Here is a 23,688-nt window from a genome sequence, read left to right on the forward strand (position 1 = left end):
TTCATGTTTTGAACTCCTTGTAATTGATTGTGAGTGTCACTCCTTTGTGACGACTTAATCATAGTTTGTAATGAGTTCTTATCAAGGGGAAATTGGGTAGGAATGTTCCAGTAGTTTTGTCGGATTGATCTGAGGGTTGGATGAGCCTTGTAAGTTCTGTCCGCTTAAATAACAGGCAGGGCGAAACGTCCTGCAAGTCATTAAGATCGCTGGAGTAGGAAGTTAGAGAGTTCAATAACAGATAATAGAACGGGGAGCCGGCTGGCTCCCCGTCAAACCGGCGAAATCAGCTGTTTGGCAGCAGACGGCAGGTGATGCTCTTGATGTAGCGGGTTTCGGCGATAGCCGGGTGAACCGGGTGATCCGGGCCTTGACCGCCACGCTCCAGCATCTGGATGTTGCGGTCCAGGTGACGGGCGCTGGTCAGCAGGATGTTCTGCAGATCGTCTTCCGGCAGGTGCATCGAGCACGAAGCGCTGACCAGGATGCCGTCCTTGCTGAGCAGGCGCATGGCTTGCTCGTTCAGGCGACGGTAGGCACCTTCACCGTTCTTCATGTCTTTTTTGCGTTTGATGAACGCCGGAGGATCGGCAACGATCACGTCGAAACGCTCTTCGCTGGCTTTCAGCTCTTTCAGGGCTTCGAACACGTCACCTTCAATGCAGGTCATCTTGTCGGCGAAACCGTTCAGCGCGGCGTTGCGCTCGACGCCGTCGAGGGCGAAGGCCGATGCGTCGACGCAGAACACTTCACTGGCGCCGAATGCGGCCGCTTGCACGCCCCAGCCACCGATGTAGCTGTACAGGTCCAGCACGCGTTTGCCTTTGGCGTAAGGTGCCAGGCGCGCGCGGTTCATGCGGTGGTCGTAGAACCATCCGGTTTTCTGTCCCTGGATGACGGGTGCTTCGAACTTCACGCCGTTTTCTTCCAGGGCAACCCACTCCGGCACCAGGCCGAACACGGTTTCGACGTAGCGGTTTAGGCCTTCGGCATCACGGGCAGCGGAGTCGTTCTTGAACAGAATGCCGCTAGGCTTGACCACTTGGGTCAGCGCTGCGATCACGTCTTCTTTATGGGCTTCCATGGTTGCCGAAGCGATCTGTACCACCAGGATGTCGCCGAAACGATCAACTACCAGACCTGGCAGCAGGTCGGAATCGCCGTAGACCAGGCGATAGAACGGCTTGTCGAACAGGCGATCGCGCAGGGACAGCGCGACGTTCAGGCGATGCACCAGCAGCGACTTGTCCAGCGGCAACTTGATGTCGCGCGACAAGAGGCGGGCACAGATCAGGTTGTTCGGGCTCATGGCAACGATGCCCAGCGGCTTGCCGCTGGCCGCTTCGAGGATCGCCTGGTCGCCGGCCTTGAAGCCATGCAATGGGGTGGCGGCTACATCGATTTCGTTGCTGTAGACCCACAAGTGGCCGTTTCGCAGGCGACGGTCGGCGTTGGCTTTGAGGCGCAGGCTAGGCAGGGACATGACGTCGCTCCGGAAAAAAGAGCGGGAGTATAGCGTGTTGAGGTAGTGGCGGGTTTGGTGGTCGATGAAACGCCGATGAGGGTCGTCAGTAAGGTGCTGAACCTGTGGGAGCGGGCTTGCGCTTGACTGACTGTCGGATCCATCTTCTTAAGGGTTAGAATCGCCGCCTGTCCCAGAGTGTGTACTTATGTCCCCAGAGCTGACCACCGAACAGATTCAACAGTCCCTGCAAGGCATCAGCGTGCCGGCCCAGCCGCAAATCATGGTGGATTTGCAGATGGAACAGTACATGCCCGATCCGGATCTGGAGGTGATCGCGAAGCTGATCTCCCAGGACCCGGGCCTCTCTGGCGCCTTGTTGAAAATCGTCAACTCGCCGTATTACGGCTTGAGCAACAAGATCGCCTCGATTCAGCGTGCAGTGAACCTGCTGGGCAGCCGCTCGATCATCAACCTGATCAACGCGCAGTCGATCAAGGGCGAGATGAACGACGACACCATCGTTACCTTGAATCGTTTCTGGGATACCGCCCAGGATGTGGCGATGACCTGCCTGACCCTGGCCAAGCGCATCGGCGTCCAGGCCGGCGATGAAGCGTACGCCCTGGGTCTGTTCCATGACTGCGGCGTGCCGCTGATGCTCAAGCGCTTCCCCAACTACATGACCGTTCTGGAAGAGGCTTACGCCAGCGCCAGCGCTGAATGCCGGGTGGTGGACACTGAGAATGGGGTGTTCAATACCAACCACGCAGTGGTCGGTTATTACACCGCCAAATCCTGGCGCCTGCCGGAGCATGTGACCGCCGCCATCGCCAATCACCACAATGCGTTGGCAATCTTCAGCGATGAGTCGTCGCGCAACAGTCAGCTGAAAAACCTGCTGGCGATCCTGAAAATGGCCGAGCACATTTGTGCGTCCTTCCGGGTGCTGGGCAGCCAGCGTGATGACCATGAGTGGAACAGCATCGCACCGCTGGTTCTCGATTATGTCGGCCTCTCGGACTACGACTTCGAGACCCTCAAACAAACGATTCGTGACCTTGGCGCTCACCGCTGAGCGTTGCACAGCCTGATTCGAGAGCACCATGCCGGAACTGCCTGAAGTCGAAACCACTCGCCGCGGAATTGCGCCACACCTGGAAGGCCAGCGCGTCAGCCGGGTGATCGTGCGTGAGCGGCGCTTGCGCTGGCCGATTCCCGAAGACCTGGATGTGCGGCTGTCTGGCCAGCGCATCGTGCTGGTGGAGCGACGCGCGAAGTACTTGCTGATTAATGCCGAAGTCGGCACGCTGATCAGCCATTTGGGGATGTCGGGAAATCTGCGTCTGGTGGAAATCGGCACGCCGGTGGCCAAGCATGAGCACGTGGACATCGAGCTGGAATCCGGCCTGGCCCTGCGTTACACCGACCCGCGCCGGTTTGGCGCGATGCTCTGGAGCCTCGACCCGCTCAACCACGAATTGTTGATCCGCCTGGGGCCGGAGCCGTTGACCGAGCTGTTCGACGGGGAACGCTTGTTCCAGCAGTCCCGCGGGCGATCCATGGCGGTCAAGCCGTTCATCATGGACAACGCGGTGGTGGTCGGCGTGGGCAATATCTATGCAACCGAAGCGTTGTTCGCCGCCGGTATCGACCCGCGTCGTGAGGCCAAAAGCATCTCTCGGGGGCGTTATCTGAAACTGTCGATCGAGATCAAGCGCATCCTGGCGGCCGCTATCGAGCGCGGTGGCACCACACTGCGCGACTTTATCGGCGGTGACGGTCAGCCGGGTTACTTCCAGCAGGAACTGTTCGTGTACGGCCGTGGCGGTGCGCCCTGCAAAGTCTGTGGCACGGAGTTGCGGGAAGTGAAGCTCGGGCAGCGCGCCAGCGTCTTTTGCCCGCGTTGTCAGAGCTGAAACGCTCAGGGTCTATAGTCAGTGTTCTGACTGCCTAGCCCAAGGACTGTGCCATGAACCTGTTTCGAACCCTTGTCGTCGTTTTGCTGCTGAGCATCGGTGCGCCAGTGCTGGCAGCAAATGCGGGCAGCGGCGACCCGCGCTACACCATCCAGAATCCCCCGGCGTACGCCATGATCGGCGATTTGCTGATTGCCCGACCCTTGCTGGTCGTGGCGACGGTGATTGGTGCCGGAGCGTTTGTGGTGTCGTTGCCGTTTACCGCGTTGGGTGGCGGTGTCGGCGATGCGGGGCAGGCGTTGGTGGTCGACCCGGCGAAAGCGGCGTTCGTGCGGTGTCTTGGGTGTATCGGGGAAGGGTTTGAGCAGCGGGAGTAAAGTCGGTTACTTCTTTGGTGTGGCTGATGGCCCTATCGCGAGCAGGCTCGCTCCCACAGTAGACCGCGATTAACTGTGGGAGCGAGCCTGCTCGCGATAGGGCCGGCACAGCCGCTACAAAACTATCTGACTCAAGCCTTGCCAGTAAGCTTCCGGTACTTCTCCATCAACTGCTCTTCAGTCTCCGGGTGCGCCTCGTCCAGCGGAATGCAATCCACCGGGCACACTTGCTGGCACTGAGGTTCGTCGTAGTGGCCGACGCACTGGGTGCACAGGTTCGGGTCGATCACGTAGATCTCTTCGCCCTGGGAGATGGCGGCGTTCGGACACTCGGGTTCGCAGACGTCGCAGTTGATGCAATCGTCGGTGATGATCAGGGACATGCTAACTCCAGCCAGGGCGGAAGGCCCGGGCGCAATAAACCAATGCGCACAATTGTGCCGCATTGGCGCCCGCAGTGCACGCGGACGCCGCTTGAGCGGTTGTTACTTCTTGAAGCGTTCGTTCAGGGCATCCGCCACCGCAGGGTGTACAAACTTGGTGATATCGCCGCCCAGGGCTGCGATTTCACGGACCAGCGTCGAGGAAATGTACGAATAACGCTCGGACGGGGTAAGAAACAGACTTTCCACATCCGGCGCCAGCTGACGGTTCATGTTGGCCAGCTGGAATTCGTATTCGAAGTCCGACACCGCTCGCAAACCACGCAGGAACACGTTGGCGTTCTTCTCTTTGGCGAAATGCGCCAGCAACGTCGAGAAGCCGACGACTTCAACGTTGGGCAAATGTTTAGTGACCTCGCGGGCCAGCGCCACACGCTGTTCCAGGGGAAACAACGGGTTTTTCTTCGGGCTGGCGGCGACGGCGATGATCACATGATCGAACAGGCGCGCGGCGCGTTCGACCAGATCGCCATGGCCCTTGGTAATAGGGTCGAAGGTACCTGGGTACAACACTCGGTTCATCGCGTCGTCCTGGCGGGAGTCCGTTGGGGAGTCGGATGGTATCGCAGCCTTCCCGGTCGGCCAAGTCGCCTTTTGAGTAAGAAAGCACTATAGACGATGGGAATATTCTCCCTTTTCATGGGTTTTTCAAACGTTCGGCCAAAGAAGTTGCCAGCTGCGCCGTCAGCCCGTAGACCGACAATTGCGGGTTTGCGCCAATGCTGGTGGGGAACAGCGAGCCGTCATGAATCGACAGATTGCCCAGTTGATGATGCCGGCCGAGGCTGTCGGTCACGGCGTTTTTCGGGTCTTCACCCATGGCACAACCGCCCATCACATGGGCGCTACCCAGTCGTGTGCGATACAGCTCCAGGCTCAGGCCGTCGATCAGCGTGCGCGCTTCGGCGAGGGTTTTCACGTAGCGAGCGTCGGCGTGCATGGGCATTACCGCCTTGGCACCGCCCGCGAACTGGATCTCTGCCATGCTGTGGAACGAGCGACGCAATCCGTCCCACGCATAGGGTGAAACCTGATAGTCGAGCACCGGCGTGCCGTCACCGCGCAACTCGACGCTGCCGCCGGGGCTGTCCGGGTGAAAACCGTCCCGCAGCAGGGCCAACATGGCGTGGGTGTGGGACAGGTTTTCCATGTGTTGGGCGTTTTCCTTGCCGAAACCGCCGAGCAGGGTCGTGGCCAGTGCCGGGTGCAGCGGCGGGACTTCGAGTTTGTAAGACATTTTGCCGGTGGTGCCGTCCTGCCATTGGAAATGGTCGGAATAGATGGACTGTGGCGCGCCATAAAACGGGTTGATCACCTCGTCGAACAGCCCGGCCGACATGTTCACCAGGTGTAGAAAAGTCCGTTTACCCAGCCGTTTGTGCGGATCCGGTGCCTCGGAGCGCATGAGCAACGCCGGGCTGTTGATCCCGCCACCGGCCAGCACGTAATGCCGGGCCTTGACCGTGACCGTGTGTCCGGTAGGTGCGACGCAGCGGTCGTCCATCGCAACGCAGTGCAAGCCTGTGACCTTGCCGCCGCTGATCAAGAGCTTTTCGGCGCGAGCCAGATAGAGCAACTCGCCGCCTTTTTCCAGAGTCGCCGGAATGGTCGTGACCAGCATCGATTGCTTGGCGTTGGTCGGGCAACCCATGCCGCAGTAGCCCAGGTTCCAGCAGCCACGCACATTGCGCGGGATTACATGCCAGGCGTAGCCGAGTTTTTCGCAGCCTTTGCGGATCACGTCGTTGTTGGCATTGGGCGGGATCATCCGGGGGGCGACGCCCAGGCGTTGTTCCATTTTTTCGAACCACGGCGCCATCTCGGCCGGCGTGTGGCCTTTGACCTCGTGTTCCTTGGCCCAGTGGTCGAGGGTCGGGTCCGGCGTGCGAAAACTTGAGGTCCAGTTGATTAACGTGGTACCGCCCACCGCGCGGCCCTGAAGGATGGTGATCGCGCCGTCCTTGCTCATGCGGCCGATACCTTCCTGGTAGAGGCTGGTGTAGGCCTGGTCTTCGAGCATCTTGAAGTCGCTGCTGGTCTTGAGCGGGCCTTCCTCGATCAGCAATACCTTGTAGCCCGCGGCGCTGAGGATTTCGGCGGTGGTGCCGCCGCCCGCGCCGCTGCCGATAATCGCCACGTCCGCTTCGAGGGTCAGGTCCTGGGTCAGTTGCGAGCCGTTATAGGTTTTCCAGCCACGGGCCAGGCCTTCGCGGAACGGATCGGGTACGGGCATCTTCAGGTTCTCTTCTTGTTTTGGGTTCGGTGGTGAGGCGGCTGACGCCATCGCGAGCAGGCTCGCTCCCACATTGGATCGCGTACCCCCCTGTGGGAGCGAGCCTGCTCGCGATTGGGTCGCCACGGTTTCAGACCGTCGGCGGCCCGGGATACCCGCAATGCGCCCACGACTCCGCCCGGCTATACCAAGCCATCATCACCAGTTGCAGCAGCGAGCTGTGGCCCATGCGCAGCAGACTTAACGAACTGTTTTCCCAGCGATCGAGAAAATGCCGGATTTCGTCGGCACTGGCGTTTTCCCAACTGCCCCAGATCCCGGTGAGCGGTCCGCGGGTAATGCTCATTCCCAGCACATCGAATAACTGCCGGGTCAGCTTGAGCATTTCCGGCGACAGGTGATTCAGACCGTTATCCAGGCAGTGCAGGGTGTCACCGACGGCCGTCGGCATTTTTTCGACGGCCACAGCGCCGTCGAGCATCACCGGAATCAGTGCCCGCAGAAACAGCAAGTCACCGCTGCGCAGAATCGCGAAACCGCTGGCCGGAGTGCTCGATGAGCAGCCGCTGAGGCTCGCGCCCAAACCGGCGGTGGCGAGAAAAGCGCTGGCACCCAGGCTGAATTTAAGCAAGCCGCGCCGTGACAGCGCGGGTGTGTCGGACAGACTTGGGCTCATTATTGTTATTACCCGAAGGGGATGATGATCGTTAGCGAATAAACAGCTTCTGGATCAGCTTCTGAATGGATTTGCCGTACGGCGGGTAGATCAATTTCGCCGCATTGAACCGCTGCTTGATCAGCACACCTTTGGCTTTGCTGAAGGTCAAGAAACCTTCGTGGCCGTGGTAATGGCCCATGCCCGAGGCGCCGATGCCGCCGAATGGCATGTCGTCCTGAGCGACGTGCAGCAGGGTGTCGTTCAGGCACACGCCGCCGGAATGGGTTTCGTGAAGTACGCGGTGTTGCTCACGCTTGTCGTAGCCGAAGTAATACAGGGCCAGCGGACGAGGTCGCTCATTGATGTAGGCAAAGGCCTGATCCAGATCCTTGTACGGAACGATCGGCAACAGCGGGCCGAAGATTTCGTCCTGCATCACCATCATGTCGTTGCTGACGTTGAGCAGCAGGCTGTGGCCCATGCGGCGCCCCTGGCCCTTGTCGAACAACGGAATCAGCAGCGCGCCCTTGCTGGTGGCGTCGCTGATGTAGCCGTTGAGGCGCGCCAATTGTCGGTCATTGATGATCGCGGTGTAGTCCGGGTTGTCGGTCAAGGTCGGATAAAACCCACGAACCGCCTGACGATAGGCTTCGACGAAAGCTCCGACGCGATCTTCCGGCACCAGCACATAGTCCGGGGCCACACAGGTCTGCCCGGCGTTGAGCGTCTTGCCGAAGGCGATGCGTTCGGCAGCATCCTTGAGCGGTACGTCGCGCGACACGATGGCCGGGGATTTGCCGCCGAGTTCGAGGGTCACCGGGGTCAGGTTCTCGGCCGCTGCACGCATCACGTGTTTGCCGATGCTGGTGGCGCCGGTGAACAGCAGGTGATCGAAACGCAATCTGGAGAACGCTACACCGATATCGGCTTCGCCCAGCACCACGCAAACCAGGTCTTGCGGGAAGATTCGGCCCAGCAGTTCCTTGAGCAACACGCCGGTGGCGGGGGTCGATTCGCTGAGCTTGAGCATCACCCGATTGCCTGCCGACAACGCGCCCACCAACGGCCCGATGGCCAGATACAGCGGGTAGTTCCAGGGCACGATCACCCCGACCACACCCAACGGCTGATAAATGACTTTGGCCGCCGCGGGTTGAAAGGCAACCCCGACCTTGCGCTTCGACGCTTTCATCCAGCCTTTGAGGTGCTGACTGGCGTAGTGAATGCCGTGCAGACTGGGCATCAGTTCGGCGAGCAGGGTTTCATCGGCGCTGCGATGGCTGAAATCCTGGCTGATGGCATCGATCAATGCCTGACGCTCATTGCTCAACAGATCGCGCAGGGCTTTTAGCCATTGCTGGCGCTGGGCGGCGGGTGGCATCGGGTTGGCGGCATACGCCGCGCGCTGGGCGTCGAACAGGGTCTGGAGCTCTTCCAGGGGCTGCTGCAGGTTCTGCAAGTAAGCGATGTCAGCAGTCATGGTCGGCTCCGGATTTATTGTAATGAGGGACTTTTTAGAGTCTATGCTCTATAAAGTCAAATGACATCCTGGCGCAGCTTTGTTTTATCCACTCGCGGATAGGTCGTAAGATGCCCGTCAACGCCTTTTGAATTAAAGCCCAAGCCATGGCCCCTCGGATCAAAACCAGCGAGCGCATCGTGCAGAACAGCCTGGAGCTGTTCAATCAGCAGGGTGAGCGCAGCGTCAGCACCAACCACATTGCTGCCCACATGGAAATTTCCCCGGGCAACCTGTACTACCACTTCCCCAACAAGCAGGCGATCATCGCCGTGCTGTTCAGTGAGTACGAAAGCCTGGTGGACAGCTTCCTGCGCCCGCCCCAGGGGCGTGCCGCCACGGTCGAAGACAAGCGCTTCTACCTCCAGGAGCTGCTGGCCGCCATGTGGCGCTACCGGTTTTTGCACCGTGATCTGGAGCACTTGCTCGACAGTGATCCGGAGCTGGCCGCCCGTTATCGGCGCTTTTCCCAACGCTGTCTGATCTATGGCACGCATATCTACGCGGGCTTCGTCGAGGCCGGCATCCTGCAAATGGACAAGGTTCAGATCGAGTCCCTGACGCTCAATGCCTGGATCATCCTGACGTCCTGGGTACGTTTTCTGTGCACCACGCGCGAAAATTCCAATCACCTGAGCGAGCAGGCCATAAAACGTGGTGTGTATCAGGTGCTGGTGCTTGAGGCAGGTTTTGTCACGGATCAGTCTCGCGCCGCGGTGAATGCGCTGTTCGAGGAGTTTTACGTGCCGTTGGCCCAAGCGTTGGAAGAAGTGGGATAGAAAGTGCAGTAGGATCAAACATCGCCTATCACAGGAGCCCGTTATGCCCATAGCGCAACTGATCAGCCCGCAAGCGTTGGACTTGAAAAAGGAGCAGCCGGGGCTGGTGATTCTGGATTGTCGTTTTGCCCTCGAAGACCCGGATTACGGTCAGCGCAGCTATGCCGAAGGGCATATCGCCGAGTCGAGCTTTGCCGATCTTGAGCGTGATTTGAGCGGGACAGTGGTCAAGGGTGTGACCGGGCGCCATCCTTTGCCTGAACCTGAAGACTTGATCGAGCGACTGCAAGCCTGGGGCGTCAACGCCGACAGCGATGTGATTTTGTACGATGACGGCCCGGGTGCCTACGCGGCGCGGGCCTGGTGGTTGCTGGCCTGGCTGGGCAAACGTGACGGCGTGTTCATCCTCGATGGCGGGCTCAAGGCCTGGCACGCAGCCGGTTTGCCCCTGAGTCTTGATGCGCCACAGATTGAGCGGGGCACCTTCACGGGGACGCCGGACAACGCGCTGGTCTTGAGCGCCGAACAGCTCCAGAAACGTCTCGGCCAGCCCGCGCTGACCCTCCTTGATGCCCGCGGCTTGCCGCGTTTCAAGGGCGAAGTAGAACCGATCGACCCGATTGCCGGGCACATCCCCGGCGCGCAATGCGCGGCGTTCACCGACAACCTGGGCAGCGACGGGCGTTTTCTGCCGGCCGATCAGCTCAAGCAGCGGTTTGCCGCGAAGCTCGGTAATCGCTCGCCGACCGATTTGGTGGCGTACTGCGGTTCTGGCGTGACGGCCTGTCACAACCTGTTCGCGTTGTGCCTGGCCGGCTATCCGCTGGGCTCGTTGTATGCCGGCTCATGGAGTGAGTGGATCAACGATCCAGCGCACGGCATCGCCATAGGCGAATAAACGCTTAACCCCTGTGGGAGCGAGCCTGCTCGCGATTGCGGTGTACCAGTCAACATCAATGTTGAATGTTAAACCGCAATCGCGAGCAGGCTCGCTCCCACAGGGGGCAATTGATGCGTTGAGATATCACCGTAAGCGGGCGCTGCGATACGCGCCCGGCCCAACACCGTAAACCTGCTTGAACTGCCGACTCAGATGACTCTGATCAGCAAACCCCAGCTGCGTCGCCACTTCCAGCGGCAAACAACCGTTCTGTAATAACGCCCGCGCCCGAGCGATGCGCTGCTGCATCAGCCAGGTGTGCGGTGGCGTGCCCGTGGCGCGGCGGAACACCCGGGCGAAGTGGAAGGGCGAAAGGTTGACCGCCGCGGCCAGTTCTTCCAGCGAAGGCGGCGTCGCCAATTGTGCTTGCAGCAGATCCTTGGCCAGCGTCACCGCCCGATGTTCCTTGCCCGGCTTGCCGGCAATCGGCACGGTCGCGTGCCGTTGCAGCAGCAACAGCATCATTTCCCGCCAGACCGTTTGTTGTTGCAGGGCCGTGGACGGACTTTCCAGTAGACGATGCAGTTGGCAGAAACCCTTCACCAGATCCGGATCGCGATACAGCGTCGCGCCGAACGCCGGCAAGTTGTTGGTCGGCAGTTCCAACTCATCGAGTAGCGACAGAATCTGACCGCTGTCCGGATAGAACGCCCGATACAACCAACCATCCTCGGTGCCTTTATGACCGGTGTGCAGTTCGTCCGGATTGATCAGCACCAGCGTGCCGCTACCGGCCAAGTGTTCGGCGCCGCGATAGCGATAGCGCTGGGCGCCGGCCATGATCATGCCGATCACGTAGCCGTCATGCACATGGGGTGCGAAACGGTGTTCGATGTAGCGCGCGGACAATAACTCGACGCCGGCCAACGGTGCTGTTTGCCAGAATCGGATCGACTCGCCCTGATCGACGTCCATGCCTTACTGGCGACCCACGGCGGTCAGCCACTGCGGGATGCGGCGTTCCAGGTAGTAACCCGGTTGCCTGAACGAGCCATCGACGAAGCCGACATGCCCACCCTTGGTCTGTAGCTCGAATTGAGTGCAGGCGGACAATTCGTCGGCTTGCGGCAGGCTATGAGGGAAGACAAACGGGTCATCGGCCGCTTGAATGATCAGGGTCGGCGTCCGAATCTCGCCAAGGAAATAGCGACTCGAAGCGCGGCGATAGTAATCCTCGGCATCGGCAAAGCCGTTCAGCGGCGCGGTGACCCGGCCATCGAAATCCCAGAACGTGCGCATGTTCTCCAGTGAACCCAGCGCGGCCAATGCCGCCAGACCATCCTCGCGCCCGTCATGCTGGAACTGGCGTTGCTTGTTCTTGATGTAGGCGACCATCTCCCGCATGAAATGCGCCTGATAGAACTTCGAAAAACCCTGGCCGATACGGTCGGCGCATTGATCAAGACGAAACGGCACCGACACCGCCACCGCACCGACCACGCCACTGTTGCTGCCGGATTCGCCCAAGTGCTTGAGCAACACATTGCCGCCCAGGGAATAGCCGACCGCATACAACGGCGCGAGCGGTCGTTGGGCTTTCAGGTGTTTGATGGTTTCGGCGAGGTCTTCACTGACGCCGGAGTGGTAACTGCGCGGCAACAGATTCGGTTCGCCCGAACAGCCGCGCCAGTTCAGTGCGACGCTGGCCCAGCCTTGGGCACCTAACGCTTTTTGCATGCCGGCCACGTAAGGCGAATTTGAAGAGCCGGTCAGCCCGTGCAATACCAGCACCAGTGGCGCCTCGACGCTGTGCGGGCCGTGCCAGTCGAGATCGAGAAAGTCGCCATCCTCAAGCCACAAGCGTTCGCGCTGGCGTTCGATGTGTGTGGTTTTGCGCCACAGCGGTCCCCACAAGGTTTGCAAGTGCGGGTTGCCGAGGCCGAAGGCGGGGGTGAAACGTTCTGGCAAATGGGGCACGATGGTTCTCGATGCAGCGGTGCGAGCCTCGCTTGAGGCGCGCACCTTTTTCAGGCCGGTTGATTAACCGGCAATCTCTGCCATACGTTGCCACAGCGCGTAATACACCCGCCCGGATTTCTGCTCCCGGTGCAGGCGCCAGTTGCCTGGTAAGCCAAGGCTCGATGGCGCATTCTCGCTTTCAGTGTAGATCCAGGCTTCGTCGGCCAGCCACTGACGTTCTTCAAGTAATGCACAAACGCCTGGCAACAGGTTCTGGTTGAACGGCGGATCGAGGAACACCAGGTCGTATGCAGTCGCTGTCTGGGTTTCCAGGTAGCGCAGGGCATCGGCGGTCTGAATCTGGCCGGTGGTGCAGCGCAGCGTGCCCAGATGCTCCTTGATGCTGGCGACCGCGATGTTGCTGGCGTCCAGCGCCTGACCCATGGCCGCGCCACGGGACAAGGCTTCGAGGAACAATGCGCCGCTGCCGGCGAACGGGTCCAGAACCTTGGCGCCAGCGACATAAGGCGCGAGCCAGTTGAACAGGGTTTCACGCACCCGGTCCGGGGTAGGGCGCAGGCCCGGTGCATCCGGGAAGCTCAGCTTCCGGCTGCCCCATTCACCGCCGATAATGCGCAGTTGGTTCACGCCGTTATGCACGTTGTGTACGGGTTTTTTAGGACGAGTGGCCATTAATGCTCCGGAACCCCGAGCGGTTGCTCGGCAGGTTTATCAGTTGGGGCCGGTAACGGCTTTTGCGGCACGGTCGGGCCAGCGCTGACGATGACCATTTTGTCCGTGCTCAAGTGTTTGTTCAGTGCGGTTTTGACCTGCTCGACTGTCAGGCTCTGGGACTCGCGCATAAAGTCATCCAGATAACTCAGCGGCAGGTTGTAGAAACCCATGGCGCCGAGTTGGCCGACGATATCGGCGTTGCTGGCGGTGGACAGCGGGAAGCTGCCGGCCAGTTCACGCTTGGCGTCGTCGAGTTCTTTCTGGGTCGGGCCGGTTTTGAGGTAGTCGGCGAGCACATCCTGCACCAGTTTCAACGTACCTTCGCTCATCTCGGCGCGGGTTTGCAGGTTGATCATGAACGGGCCGCGGGCCTGCATCGGGGTGAAACCCGAATAGACGCCGTAGGTCAGGCCGCGTTTCTCGCGCACTTCGCTCATCAGTCGTGTACCGAAACCGCCGCCACCGAGGATCTGGTTGCCCATGGACAGTGCCGCGTAGTCCGGGTCGTCACGGTCGATGCCCAATTGCGCGAGCATCAGGTTAGTCTGCTTGGACGGAAACTCGATGTGGCCGATGCTGGCTTTCGGTTCTTCCGGTTGCGGGATTTTCGCCAGCTCCGGGCCTTTCGGCAACGCGCTGGAGACTTGTGCGGCAATCGCTTCGGCCTCGGTGCGAGACAGGTCGCCCACCAGCGCAATCACCACGTTGCCAGCCGCATAGGCTTTCTCATGGAATGCGCGCAGTTGCGCCACGGTGATCGCCGGAACGGTTTTCGCCGTGCCGTCGCTGGAGTGCGCGTACGGGTGATCGCCGTACAGACGGTTCATCAGCTCCAGGCTCGCGAGTTTGCCGGGGTTCTGCTTTTGGTACTCGAAACCGGCGAGCATCTGGTTCTTGATGCGCGTAAAGGAATCGGCCGGGAAGGTCGGTTTGCCGATGACTTCAGAGAACAACTTCAGGGCCGGCTCGCGTTTGTCCGCGGCACTGAGACTGCGCAGGGAAGCCAGGGCCATGTCTTTGAATGCGCCGTTGCTAAAGTCTGCGCCCAGGCCTTCGAAGCCCTGAGCAATGGCGCCGACATCTTTGCCGGCCACACCTTCGTTGAGCATGGCGTTGGTCAGCATGGAGAGGCCAGGTGCGTCGCCGTCCTGGCTGCTGCCGGCGGCGAAGATCAGGCGCATGTCGAACATCGGCAGCTCCCGGGCTTCAACGAACAGCACCTTGGCGCCCTCGGCAGTTTTCCAGGTCTGCACGTCCAGGGTGCGGTGGCTTGGCGCTTTGCCATCGAGCTCGGCCAGTGATTGCAGTTTCTGGCTGGCCTTGGCCTTGTCGAGGGCTTCGCTGGCCTTGGAATCGTCGGTCTTCGAGAAGTAGAACGCGGCAGACCCGATCAAGGCGACAGCGATCAGGCCAATCAGCGCCAGGCGCGGTTTTTTACGCTCACTCATGAGTCGTCTCCTCTGGCAATACATGGGCGACGCTGAGACGTTCGCGGGTGAAATACAGCTTGGCGGCTTTCTGGATATCTTCCGGAGTCACGCTTTCCAGCTCGGAGAGTTCGGTGTCCATCAGCTTCCAGGACAGGCCGACGGTTTCCAGTTGGCCAATAGCGGTGGCCTGGCTGGTGATCGAGTCACGCTCGTAAACCAGGCCGGCGATGACCTGCGCGCGGACGCGTTCCAGTTCTTCAGCGGACGGCGCGGTGGTTTTCAGCTGTTCGAGCAGCTTCCACAGGCCAGCTTCAGCCTGAGCCATGGTTTTGTTTTTCTGGGTGTTGGGCGTTGCCGACAAGGTGAACAGGCTGTCGCCACGGGTATAGGCGTCGTAACTCGACGAACCGCCAGAGACCAGCTCTTCGCCGCGCTCCAGTTGTGTCGGGATACGTCCGCTGTAGCCGCCGTCGAGCAGGGCGGAGATCAGACGCAAGGCGTTGACCGAGCGTTTGTCTTGCGCGGTGGCGATGCTTGGCACGTTGAAGCCCAGCATCAGGCTTGGCAGTTGGGTCTGCACATGCAGTGTAATCTGGCGCTCACCGGGCTCGGCCAGCTCCATCGGGATTTTCGCTGGCGGCACATCACGTTTGGCGATCGGGCCGAAGTAGCGCTGGGCCAGGGTTTTGACCTCGTCCGGGGTCACGTCGCCCACCACCACTAACGTGGCGTTGTTCGGCACGTACCAGGATTGGTACCAGTGGCGCAGCTCTTCGACTTTCATGCGGTCCAGGTCAGCCATCCAGCCGATGGTCGGCGTGTGGTAACCGCTGGCCGGGTAAGCCATGGCCTTGAAGCGTTCGTAGGCCTTGGACATCGGCTTGTCGTCGGTGCGCAGGCGACGTTCTTCTTTGATGACTTCGATCTCGCGGGCGAACTCGTCGGCCGGCAGGCGCAGGCTGGCCATGCGGTCGGCTTCCAGCTCGAAGGCCACGCCCAGACGGTCGCGGGCCAGCACCTGGTAATACGCCGTGAAGTCATCGCTGGTGAACGCGTTCTCTTCGGCGCCGAGGTCGCGCAGGATCAGCGAGGCTTCGCCGGGGCCGACTTTTTCGCTGCCCTTGAACATCATGTGTTCCAGGGCGTGGGACAAACCGGTCTGACCGGGGGTCTCGTAGCTGGAGCCGACCTTGTACCAGACTTGGGAAACCACCACCGGCGCACGATGGTCTTCGCGCACGACGACCTTCAGGCCGTTATCGAGGGTGAATTCGTGGGTGGGTTGTGGATCGGCAGCCAGGGCCGAGAGGGGCAGACAAACTGTGCTGAGCAGCAGGCCTGCAGCGCGGCGGGCTAGAGCATTCATTCGTTTTTAAACCTTTGGGGCTGCCCGCTTGGTCTTAGCCTAGGCGGGCGAGGAGGTGCTAGGATACTGATCCGTTTTACTGGCGGCCACGCCTATCAGGCCTTTGATCGGTCAGCAGGTTGTTTGGGTTTGCGGCGGAAGCTTTGAGTTTGTCAGCTAAACTCTGCGTTTTCGCCGACGATGCCGTTCCAGTCCTTCGTATTAGTCGACCTTTGAGGTGCCGTTTGCACCTCGACAAAATGTTGCGCGTGAACAAGCTGGGTCAATCGCAGTCTGTTCTGCATCGAATATTTATTTGCCGAGGCGCCCTTTGGCGCGTCGCTACCGTGAGATAGCCGTCCTCCATGTTTGGTTCCAACGACGACAAGAAAGCCCCAGCTGCGGCTGGTGAGAAGAAAAGCCTGTTCGGATGGCTGCGCAAAAAGCCGCAGGAACCCGTCGTCGAACAGCCACAGCCACTTCCTGAGCCCACACCTGCGCCGGTAATAGAAGAAGAGCCGGCGCCGATTGTCCCGCCGATCGCCGAGCCGGTGTTGCAACCGGTTATCGAGCCTGAGCCTGATGTCGTCGCCGAAGTCGTGGCCCAGGTGCAGCTCACGCCCGTTGCCGAACCATGGCTGACGTTGCCTGTGGCGGAAGAGCCGGTGTCATTGGTCGTAGATGAGCTGGCGCCGCACGTTACGCCGCCGATTCCCGCACCGACTGCGTTTGCTCCTGAGCCCGTTCAAGCGCCAGTGGTTGAGCCGGTTGTCGCGCCAGTGGTGGTGGCCGAGCCTGAACCGGTTGTTCCGGAGCCTGTGGTGCCCGCACTCGTTGCTCCGATTGCTCAGGCGCCTGCGCCGGTCGTCGCTCCCGTAGCTCCTGTTGCCGCCGCACCTGTCGTTCCCGTTGAAACGCCTGCCGAGCCCGCGCGTACCGCAGAAACCAAAGCCGGTTTCTTCGCCCGCCTGAAACAAGGCTTGTCCAAGACCAGCGCCAGCATCGGCGAAGGCATGGCCAGCCTGTTCCTGGGCAAGAAGATCATCGATGACGAGCTGCTCGAAGACATCGAAACCCGCCTGCTGACCGCCGATGTCGGCGTCGAGGCGACTTCGGTGATCATTCAGCGCCTGACCCAGAAGGTCGCTCGCAAAGAACTGGCCGATGCCGATGCGCTGTACAAATCCCTGCAAGCGGAACTGGCGGCGATGCTCAAGCCTGTCGAGCAACCGCTGAAAATCACCTCGCAGACCAAGCCGTTCGTCATCCTGGTCGTCGGCGTCAACGGTGCCGGCAAGACCACCACCATCGGCAAACTGGCGAAGAAGCTGCAGCTCGAAGGCAAGAAAGTCATGCTCGCGGCCGGCGATACCTTCCGCGCCGCCGCCGTCGAACAATTGCAAGTCTGGGGCGAGCGCAACAAGATCCCGGTCATCGCCCAGCACACCGGCGCGGACTCGGCTTCGGTTATCTTCGATGCCGTGCAAGCGGCCAAGGCCCGTGGCATCGACGTATTGATCGCCGACACCGCCGGTCGCCTGCACACCAAAGACAATTTGATGGAAGAGCTGAAGAAGGTTCGCCGGGTCATCAGCAAACTCGACGCCGACGCGCCTCACGAGGTGCTGTTGGTGCTTGATGCCGGTACGGGGCAGAACGCGATCAGCCAGGCCAAACAATTTAACCAGACCGTCGAACTGACCGGCCTGGCGCTGACCAAGCTCGATGGCACCGCCAAAGGCGGGGTGATTTTCGCCCTCGCCAAGCAGTTTGGCTTGCCGATTCGCTACATCGGCGTCGGTGAAGGCATCGATGATTTGCGTACTTTTGAAGCAGAACCCTTTGTCCAGGCACTGTTTGCCGAGCGGGAGCGTTCATGATTCGTTTCGAACAGGTCGGTAAACGCTACCCGAACGGCCACGTCGGCTTGCATGAGCTGAGCTTTCGAGTCCGTCGGGGCGAGTTTTTGTTTGTGACCGGCCACTCTGGGGCCGGTAAAAGCACCTTGTTGCGCCTGCTGCTGGCGATGGAGCGTCCGACCACCGGCAAATTGCTGCTGGCCGGGCAAGACCTGAGCACCATCAGCAACGCACAGATTCCTTACCTGCGTCGGCAGATCGGCGTGGTGTTCCAGAATCACCAGCTGTTGTTCGATCGCACGGTGTTCAACAACATCGCGCTGCCCTTGCAGATCCTTGGGTTGTCCAAGGCCGAGATCACCAAACGCGTGGATTCGGCGCTTGAGCGCGTGGCGCTGTCGGACAAGACCGACTTGTACCCTGGCGACCTGTCCACCGGTCAGCAACAGCGTGTCGGCATCGCCCGCGCCATCGTTCACCGCCCGGCCTTGCTGCTGGCGGACGAACCGACCGGTAACCTCGATCCACGTCTGGCGGCAGAAATCATGGGTGTGTTCGAAGACATCAACCGTTTGGGCACCAGCGTGCTGATTGCCAGTCACGACCTGGCACTGATCGCCCGCATGCGCCACCGCATGTTGACCCTGCAGCGCGGTCGATTGATCGGTGACGGGGAGGCCGGCGTATGAGTGCGACACGCAGCCCCAAGGTTTCCGAGCGCGTGGCCCCGAAGGCCGCCGACCAGCAGCCGCAGAAGAAAAAACGCGACGATGATGACGGTCCGGATTTCGCCACGCTGTTTCGTGCCTGGGTCGAGAGTCATCGCGCCAGCCTGCTCGATAGCTTGCGTCGTTTGGGCAAGCAGCCCATCGGTAGCTTCTTCACCTGCATGGTGATGGCGGTGGCCCTGAGTTTGCCGATGGGCCTGTCACTTTTGCTAAGTAACGTCGAGCGTCTCGGTGGTTCGTGGCAGCGTGCGGCGCAGATTTCCCTGTACCTGCAAATCGAGGCCAGTCCCGCTGAAGGCGAGTCGTTACGCGAGCAGATCAAGGGGATGCCTGGCGTAGCTGATGCTGAATATGTCGGCCGCGATCAAGCGCTGGAAGAGTTTCAGCAGCAGTCCGGTCTGGGCGAGGCGCTCAAGGAACTGCCGGAAAACCCGCTGCCGGGCGTGGTTTTGGTGACGCCGAATGAGGTCGATAAGCCAGCCCTTGAAGCATTACGACAAAAACTTTCCGAGTTGCCCAAGGTACAACAGGCGCAACTTGATCTAGTCTGGGTCGAGCGTCTGGCAGCCATCCTCAAGCTGGGTGACCGTTTTGTCTTCGGTCTGACCGTGCTTCTGGTTTCTGCATTACTTTTGGTGATAGGCAATACCATTCGTCTTCATATTGAAAACCGCCGCACAGAGATAGAAGTGATTAAACTCGTCGGCGGCACTGACAGCTATGTGCGCAGGCCCTTTCTGTACATGGGTGCGCTTTATGGCTTCGGTGCGGGGATTCTTTCCTGGGGCGTATTGGCGTTCGGCCTTGATTGGCTGAACGACGCGGTGGTTGGGCTGGCCGGTTTGTACGGCAGTGATTTTGCGCTGGCCGGAGTGCCAGTTGCCGACGGTCTGTCTCTCTTGCTTGGCGCGGTGCTGTTGGGGTATATCGGTGCATGGATTGCAGTCGCTCGCCACCTGAGGGAGCTTGCGCCTAAGTAGTATCATTTTGCTCGTATTGACCTTTCAGCGTTTATGGGAACTTGTCTTTTGGTTTCCGGTCAATTTTCGCAGTGCTGAACTGCACGAGTTATGTAAGTCGGAGGTTTTTTCGTATGACCAATTCTTTGCAACCTGCATATGCTCTGGTCCCGGGTGCGAACCTGGAGGCCTATGTGCACACGGTGAACAGCATTCCATTGCTGACGCCGGAGCAGGAGCGTGAACTGGCCGAGAGTCTCTATTATGAGCAGGATTTGGGGGCGGCTCGGCAGATGGTGCTCGCCCACCTGCGTTTTGTTGTACATATCGCCCGTAGCTATTCCGGCTACGGTCTGGCTCAGGCTGACCTGATCCAGGAAGGCAACGTCGGCCTGATGAAGGCGGTGAAGCGCTTCAACCCGGAAATGGGTGTGCGCCTGGTGTCTTTTGCAGTGCACTGGATCAAGGCGGAAATCCACGAATTCATCCTGCGCAACTGGCGGATCGTGAAAGTCGCGACCACCAAGGCCCAGCGCAAGCTGTTCTTCAACCTGCGCAGCCAGAAGAAGCGTCTGGCGTGGCTGAACAACGAGGAAGTTCACCGTGTGGCGGAAAGCCTCGGTGTAGAGCCTCGGGAAGTGCGTGAGATGGAAAGTCGCCTGACCGGCCATGACATGGCCTTCGACCCGGCCGCGGAAGCGGACGACGACAGCGCTTTCCAATCGCCGGCCAACTATCTGGAAGACCACCGGTACGACCCGGCCCGTCAGCTGGAAGATGCCGACTGGAGCGACAACTCCAACCACAACCTGCACGAAGCGCTTGAAGTGTTGGACGACCGCAGCCGTGACATCCTCTACCAGCGCTGGCTAGCGGAAGAAAAAGCCACGCTGCATGACCTGGCGCAGAAGTACAACGTGTCGGCCGAGCGTATTCGTCAGCTCGAGAAGAGCGCGATGAACAAGCTCAAGTTGTCGATCGCCGCCTAACCGCAGCTAAGGCATAAAAAAACGCCCCGATCATTGATCGGGGCGTTTTTATTTGTACCCATTTTTCCTGAATCACCATAAACCAATGTGGGAGCGACGGTGCGACGATTCGACCTGCTCGCGATGGCGTCAGGTCAGTCGCTATAAATATTGAATGATCAATAGCTATCGCGAGCAGGCTCGCTCCCACAGGGGATTTGCAGTGTTATTGGGACCAAGGCGCGCGGCGTGAATCATTGATCCCTACCAGATAGCTGTCGCCACCGAGCTGACTCATCTGCTGTCGAATCCATCCCGCTCGCCGTGCGACGTAGTTAGTCGGATGACTGGCACTCCACACTCGCGGGTTAGGCAGCACCGCAGCCAGCAAGCTGGCCTGCTGGCGAGACAGCGAACGAGCGCCGACGCCAAAGTGATGCCTGGCTGCTGCTTCAGCGCCAAACACACCGTCATCCCACTCGACACTGTTGAGGTACACCTCAAGAATTCGCTGCTTGGGCCAGAACACTTCGATCAGCCCGGTAAACCAGGCTTCCAGGCCTTTGCGCAGCCAGCTGCGGCCGGACCACAGAAACAGATTCTTCGAGACCTGCTGGCTCAGGGTGCTGGCGCCGCGAATCGTTCCGCCGAGTTCGTTGTGGGTCAGTGCGGCCTGGATCGCGCCAAAGTCAAAGCCCCAATGTTCCGGGAATTTCTGATCTTCGCCGGCAATCACCGCGACTTTCAGTTCATCGGAGATTTCATCCCAGGGTTTCCAGGTGCGTTGCAGGTCGATGGGCTCGCCGTCGAACCAGGATTCGACCTTGCGCTCGACCATCAACGTGGTTCCCGGTGGCGGTACCACGCGAAAGATCAGCACCAGCAATACGCTGCCACCCGCGAACCAGAGCAGTGCCTTCGTGAATCGTCGCAAAAATAAACGCAGCATAGAGATGGCTTGGCCGAACCCGTTGAGCGGGCCATTATACAGACCCTGTGGATCGAGTCTGACTGGAGTTCTTCATGCTGCGTGGCTTTCTGATGCTGGCCGCTTTTTTCGGCTTCACCGGCGTTGCCCTTGGCGCGTTCGCCGCCCACGGCTTGAAAAGCCGCCTGACACCCGAGTACCTGGCGATTTTCCACACCGGCGTGACCTATCAGTTGGTGCACACCTTGGCGTTGCTGGGCGTTGCACTGCTGGCCACGCAGATTCCCGGTCGCCTGATCACATGGGCGGGTGCATCGTTCGTCGTCGGCATCCTGCTGTTTTCCGGCAGTCTGTACCTGTTGACCATGACCGGCGTGAGCAAGCTCGGGATCATCACCCCCTTCGGCGGGCTGGCATTTCTGGTCGGCTGGTTGTGCCTGGGGATTGCCGCCTGGCGGTTGAGCTGACCGGGTGGTCCATTTCATGACGAATGGCTTGGGTCGCCAAGACTGATCGGGCTAGAATGCCAGCCCCTAAAAATGATGGCGGCATTCGGCATGCGCATTCAGTTGAACGGCGAATCCCTTGAACTGCCCGACGGTGAAACCGTTGCGGCCCTGCTGACCCGTCTGGAACTGACCGGACGCCGGGTGGCGGTCGAGCTCAATCTGGATATCGTCCCGCGCAGCCAGCACGCCGACACCACGCTGAACGACGGCGACAGCGTCGAAGTCGTACACGCCATCGGCGGCGGCTAGTCGTCCGGCCCGCAAGGGCACAGAATTCTGCAAGAACCTCACCCCTACAGAGGATTTCCCATGAGCATCGTTCGTAGCGACAAGCCCTTCGTCCTGGCCGGTCGTACTTACCAGTCGCGTTTGCTGGTAGGCACCGGCAAGTACCGCGACATGGAAGAAACCCGCCTGGCCATCGAAGCCTCGGGTGCCGAGATCGTCACCTTCGCCGTGCGCCGGACCAACCTCGGCCAGAACCCGGGCGAACCGAACCTGCTCGAAGTCCTGTCGCCGGATCGCTACACCTTCCTGCCTAACACCGCCGGTTGCTTCGACGCTACCGAGGCTGTGCGCACCTGCCGTCTGGCCCGTGAGCTGCTCGGTGGTCACAATCTGGTGAAGCTGGAAGTGCTGGCGGACCAGAAAACCCTGTTTCCCAACGTGATCGAAACCCTCAAGGCCGCCGAAGTGCTGGTCAAGGAAGGCTTCGACGTGATGGTTTACACCAGCGATGACCCGATCATCGCCCGTCAATTGGCGGAAATCGGCGTTATCGCGGTGATGCCACTGGCCGGTCTGATCGGTACAGGCCTGGGGATCTGCAACCCGTACAACCTGCAGATCATCCTCGAAGAAGCCAAGATTCCTGTGCTGGTCGACGCCGGTGTCGGTACTGCTTCCGACGCCACCATTGCCATGGAACTGGGTTGCGAAGCGGTGCTGATGAACTCGGCCATCGCCCATGCCCAGCAGCCGATCATGATGGCTGAAGCCATGAAACACGCCATCGTTGCAGGTCGCTTGGCCTACCTCGCCGGCCGCATGCCGAAAAAACTCTATGCCAGCGCCTCTTCGCCGCTGGATGGTCTGATCAAGTAAGAGCCATTGATGACTGAATCAAACGACACGCCTAGCCAGACGGAAGAAGGCGACGAGCGCCAACACCGCCGCATCAAGAGTTTCGTGATGCGCGCCGGTCGCATGACCGAAGGCCAGCAACGCGGTCTGGAACAGGGCACCCCGCTGTTCGTGCTGCCTCTGGCCGACGCGCCGGTGGACTTCGACCAAGTGTTTGGTCGCTCGGCGCCGCGCTCGCTGGAAATCGGTTTCGGCATGGGCCATTCGCTGCTGGAAATGGCCGCGGCCTCGCCGGAGCAGGATTTCATCGGCGTGGAAGTGCACCGTCCGGGTGTCGGCGCGCTGCTCAATGGCGTGCTTACTCAGGGCCTGACCAACCTGCGGGTCTACGATTGCGACGCGATCGAAGTGCTCAACCGCTGTGTGGCCGACAACAGCCTCGATCGCCTGATGCTGTTTTTCCCGGACCCATGGCACAAGAGCCGTCACCACAAGCGTCGTATCGTTCAGGCGTCGTTCGCTGAACTGGTGCGCAGCAAGTTGAAGGTCGGCGGTGTGCTGCACATGGCCACCGACTGGGAACCGTACGCCGAGTACATGCTGGAAGTGATGAACGTTGCGCCGGGTTATCGCAACCTGGCCGAAGACGGTAAATGCGTCCCGCGCCCGACCGAGCGCCCGATCACCAAGTTCGAACGCCGCGGCGAACGTCTTGGGCATGGCGTGTGGGACCTGAAGTTCGAAAAACAGTCTTAAGCCCTACGCAATACAAACTGTGGGAGCGGGCTTGCTCGCGAAGGCATCGTGTCAGTCGACATTAAAGTTGAATGACACACCGCTTTCGCGAGCAAGCCCGCTCCCACATTTGTTTTGTGCCGGATTCAAGAATGATGCTTGGCCGCCGAAAGCTCTACG

At 60.2% G+C, this 23,688-nt stretch carries 25 protein-coding genes; 13 read left to right on the plus strand and 12 right to left on the minus strand.

The genetic code is table 11. The features are described from left to right. Positions 1-286: 286 nt before the first annotated feature. Positions 287-1,483: a class I SAM-dependent rRNA methyltransferase gene (locus tag IB252_RS13380; RefSeq protein WP_008150557.1), complete on the minus strand. Its 1,197-nt coding sequence runs from the start codon at positions 1,481-1,483 to the stop codon at positions 287-289. A 241-nt stretch (positions 1,484-1,724) separates the two neighbouring features. Here IB252_RS13380 and IB252_RS13385 point away from each other — a divergent pair, with 241 nt between their 5' ends. From IB252_RS13385 to IB252_RS13395, 3 genes are read left to right on the plus strand one after another with little or no spacing between them, the layout of a single operon-like run. Then, positions 1,725-2,540 carry an HDOD domain-containing protein gene (locus IB252_RS13385; RefSeq protein ID WP_192409301.1) on the plus strand — a complete coding sequence of 272 codons (816 nt, stop codon included), beginning with the start codon at positions 1,725-1,727 and terminating at the stop codon, positions 2,538-2,540. Positions 2,541-2,568: 28 nt separating this feature from the next. Further along, positions 2,569-3,381: a bifunctional DNA-formamidopyrimidine glycosylase/DNA-(apurinic or apyrimidinic site) lyase gene (mutM, locus tag IB252_RS13390; protein ID WP_192409103.1), complete on the plus strand. Its 813-nt coding sequence runs from the start codon at positions 2,569-2,571 to the stop codon at positions 3,379-3,381. A gap of 53 nt (positions 3,382-3,434) precedes the next feature. Beyond that, positions 3,435-3,758, plus strand: a complete 324-nt coding sequence (locus IB252_RS13395; RefSeq protein WP_192409105.1) for a multidrug transporter — start codon at positions 3,435-3,437, stop codon at positions 3,756-3,758. A gap of 131 nt (positions 3,759-3,889) precedes the next feature. On the opposite strand, the gene IB252_RS13400 is transcribed toward IB252_RS13395, so the two are convergent. The 5 genes from IB252_RS13400 to IB252_RS13420 form a co-directional block, all read right to left on the minus strand. Continuing rightward, on the minus strand, positions 3,890-4,141 hold the full coding sequence (locus IB252_RS13400) for a YfhL family 4Fe-4S dicluster ferredoxin (protein WP_008150569.1): 252 nt from the start codon (positions 4,139-4,141) through the stop codon (positions 3,890-3,892). 102 nt (positions 4,142-4,243) lie between these two features. Then, positions 4,244-4,723, minus strand: a complete 480-nt coding sequence (coaD, locus tag IB252_RS13405) for a pantetheine-phosphate adenylyltransferase (RefSeq protein ID WP_008150570.1) — start codon at positions 4,721-4,723, stop codon at positions 4,244-4,246. A 115-nt stretch (positions 4,724-4,838) separates the two neighbouring features. After that, positions 4,839-6,434, minus strand: a complete 1,596-nt coding sequence (locus IB252_RS13410) for a GMC family oxidoreductase (RefSeq protein WP_192409107.1) — start codon at positions 6,432-6,434, stop codon at positions 4,839-4,841. 130 nt (positions 6,435-6,564) lie between these two features. Beyond that, positions 6,565-7,110, minus strand: a complete 546-nt coding sequence (locus IB252_RS13415; protein ID WP_192409109.1) for a twin-arginine translocation pathway signal protein — start codon at positions 7,108-7,110, stop codon at positions 6,565-6,567. A 31-nt stretch (positions 7,111-7,141) separates the two neighbouring features. Next, a complete protein-coding gene (locus IB252_RS13420) occupies positions 7,142-8,572 on the minus strand; it encodes a coniferyl aldehyde dehydrogenase (protein ID WP_192409111.1) in 1,431 nt (476 codons plus the stop codon). A gap of 146 nt (positions 8,573-8,718) precedes the next feature. On the opposite strand from IB252_RS13420, the gene IB252_RS13425 reads away from it, so the two are divergent. Together IB252_RS13425 and IB252_RS13430 are read left to right on the plus strand one after the other, a co-directional pair. Further along, entirely contained in the window at positions 8,719-9,390 is a 672-nt protein-coding gene (locus tag IB252_RS13425; RefSeq protein ID WP_111448436.1) for a TetR/AcrR family transcriptional regulator, read from the plus strand. A 43-nt stretch (positions 9,391-9,433) separates the two neighbouring features. Then, the gene (locus IB252_RS13430; RefSeq protein WP_192409113.1) at positions 9,434-10,288 is read left to right on the plus strand and encodes a sulfurtransferase; all 855 of its coding nucleotides are present in this window, start codon (positions 9,434-9,436) and stop codon (positions 10,286-10,288) included. A 126-nt stretch (positions 10,289-10,414) separates the two neighbouring features. Here the strand turns inward: IB252_RS13430 and IB252_RS13435 are convergent, their stop codons facing one another. The 5 genes from IB252_RS13435 to IB252_RS13455 form a co-directional block, all read right to left on the minus strand. Then, complete coding sequence (locus IB252_RS13435; protein WP_192409115.1) at positions 10,415-11,245, minus strand: AraC family transcriptional regulator; 831 nt, start codon at positions 11,243-11,245, stop codon at positions 10,415-10,417. 3 nt (positions 11,246-11,248) lie between these two features. Further along, positions 11,249-12,247, minus strand: a complete 999-nt coding sequence (locus tag IB252_RS13440; protein ID WP_111448439.1) for a hydrolase — start codon at positions 12,245-12,247, stop codon at positions 11,249-11,251. Between the two features lie 63 nt (positions 12,248-12,310). Further along, positions 12,311-12,922, minus strand: a complete 612-nt coding sequence (gene rsmD, locus IB252_RS13445; RefSeq protein WP_033060498.1) for a 16S rRNA (guanine(966)-N(2))-methyltransferase RsmD — start codon at positions 12,920-12,922, stop codon at positions 12,311-12,313. Next, complete coding sequence (locus IB252_RS13450) at positions 12,922-14,412, minus strand: M16 family metallopeptidase (protein WP_192409117.1); 1,491 nt, start codon at positions 14,410-14,412, stop codon at positions 12,922-12,924. Before IB252_RS13450 ends, rsmD begins: the two co-directional genes overlap by 1 nt. Continuing rightward, positions 14,405-15,760, minus strand: a complete 1,356-nt coding sequence (locus IB252_RS13455) for a M16 family metallopeptidase (protein WP_192409118.1) — start codon at positions 15,758-15,760, stop codon at positions 14,405-14,407. The genes IB252_RS13450 and IB252_RS13455 overlap by 8 nt, the downstream gene beginning before the upstream one ends. 344 nt (positions 15,761-16,104) lie before the next feature. On the opposite strand from IB252_RS13455, the gene ftsY reads away from it, so the two are divergent. The 4 genes from ftsY (at position 16,105) to rpoH (ending at position 20,274) form a co-directional block, all read left to right on the plus strand. Continuing rightward, on the plus strand, positions 16,105-17,619 hold the full coding sequence (gene ftsY / locus IB252_RS13460) for a signal recognition particle-docking protein FtsY (RefSeq protein WP_192409120.1): 1,515 nt from the start codon (positions 16,105-16,107) through the stop codon (positions 17,617-17,619). Next, positions 17,616-18,287 carry a cell division ATP-binding protein FtsE gene (gene ftsE, locus IB252_RS13465; RefSeq protein WP_056738938.1) on the plus strand — a complete coding sequence of 224 codons (672 nt, stop codon included), beginning with the start codon at positions 17,616-17,618 and terminating at the stop codon, positions 18,285-18,287. The genes ftsY and ftsE overlap by 4 nt, the downstream gene beginning before the upstream one ends. After that, positions 18,284-19,306, plus strand: coding sequence for a permease-like cell division protein FtsX (ftsX, locus tag IB252_RS13470; RefSeq protein WP_008152652.1), 1,023 nt, complete (start codon positions 18,284-18,286; stop codon positions 19,304-19,306). The genes ftsE and ftsX overlap by 4 nt, the downstream gene beginning before the upstream one ends. Positions 19,307-19,419: 113 nt before the next feature. After that, positions 19,420-20,274: an RNA polymerase sigma factor RpoH gene (gene rpoH, locus IB252_RS13475; RefSeq protein WP_007897890.1), complete on the plus strand. Its 855-nt coding sequence runs from the start codon at positions 19,420-19,422 to the stop codon at positions 20,272-20,274. A gap of 205 nt (positions 20,275-20,479) precedes the next feature. Here the strand turns inward: rpoH and mtgA are convergent, their stop codons facing one another. Next, the gene (gene mtgA, locus IB252_RS13480) at positions 20,480-21,202 is read right to left on the minus strand and encodes a monofunctional biosynthetic peptidoglycan transglycosylase (protein ID WP_192409122.1); all 723 of its coding nucleotides are present in this window, start codon (positions 21,200-21,202) and stop codon (positions 20,480-20,482) included. Between the two features lie 74 nt (positions 21,203-21,276). Here mtgA and IB252_RS13485 point away from each other — a divergent pair, with 74 nt between their 5' ends. The 4 genes from IB252_RS13485 (at position 21,277) to trmB (ending at position 23,529) form a co-directional block, all read left to right on the plus strand. Next, positions 21,277-21,648, plus strand: a complete 372-nt coding sequence (locus IB252_RS13485; RefSeq protein ID WP_192409123.1) for a DUF423 domain-containing protein — start codon at positions 21,277-21,279, stop codon at positions 21,646-21,648. A 90-nt stretch (positions 21,649-21,738) separates the two neighbouring features. Further along, positions 21,739-21,939 (plus strand): sulfur carrier protein ThiS, encoded by a 201-nt coding sequence (gene thiS, locus IB252_RS13490; protein ID WP_008026157.1) that lies wholly within the window; start codon positions 21,739-21,741, stop codon positions 21,937-21,939. Positions 21,940-21,999: 60 nt separating this feature from the next. Further along, on the plus strand, positions 22,000-22,794 hold the full coding sequence (locus IB252_RS13495) for a thiazole synthase (protein ID WP_008068101.1): 795 nt from the start codon (positions 22,000-22,002) through the stop codon (positions 22,792-22,794). A gap of 9 nt (positions 22,795-22,803) precedes the next feature. After that, positions 22,804-23,529: a tRNA (guanosine(46)-N7)-methyltransferase TrmB gene (trmB, locus tag IB252_RS13500; protein ID WP_192409125.1), complete on the plus strand. Its 726-nt coding sequence runs from the start codon at positions 22,804-22,806 to the stop codon at positions 23,527-23,529. The last annotated feature ends 159 nt before the right edge of the window (positions 23,530-23,688 follow it).

Source organism: Pseudomonas sp. PDM10, from assembly GCF_014852295.1.
In the GTDB taxonomy this organism is placed as follows: domain Bacteria; phylum Pseudomonadota; class Gammaproteobacteria; order Pseudomonadales; family Pseudomonadaceae; genus Aquipseudomonas.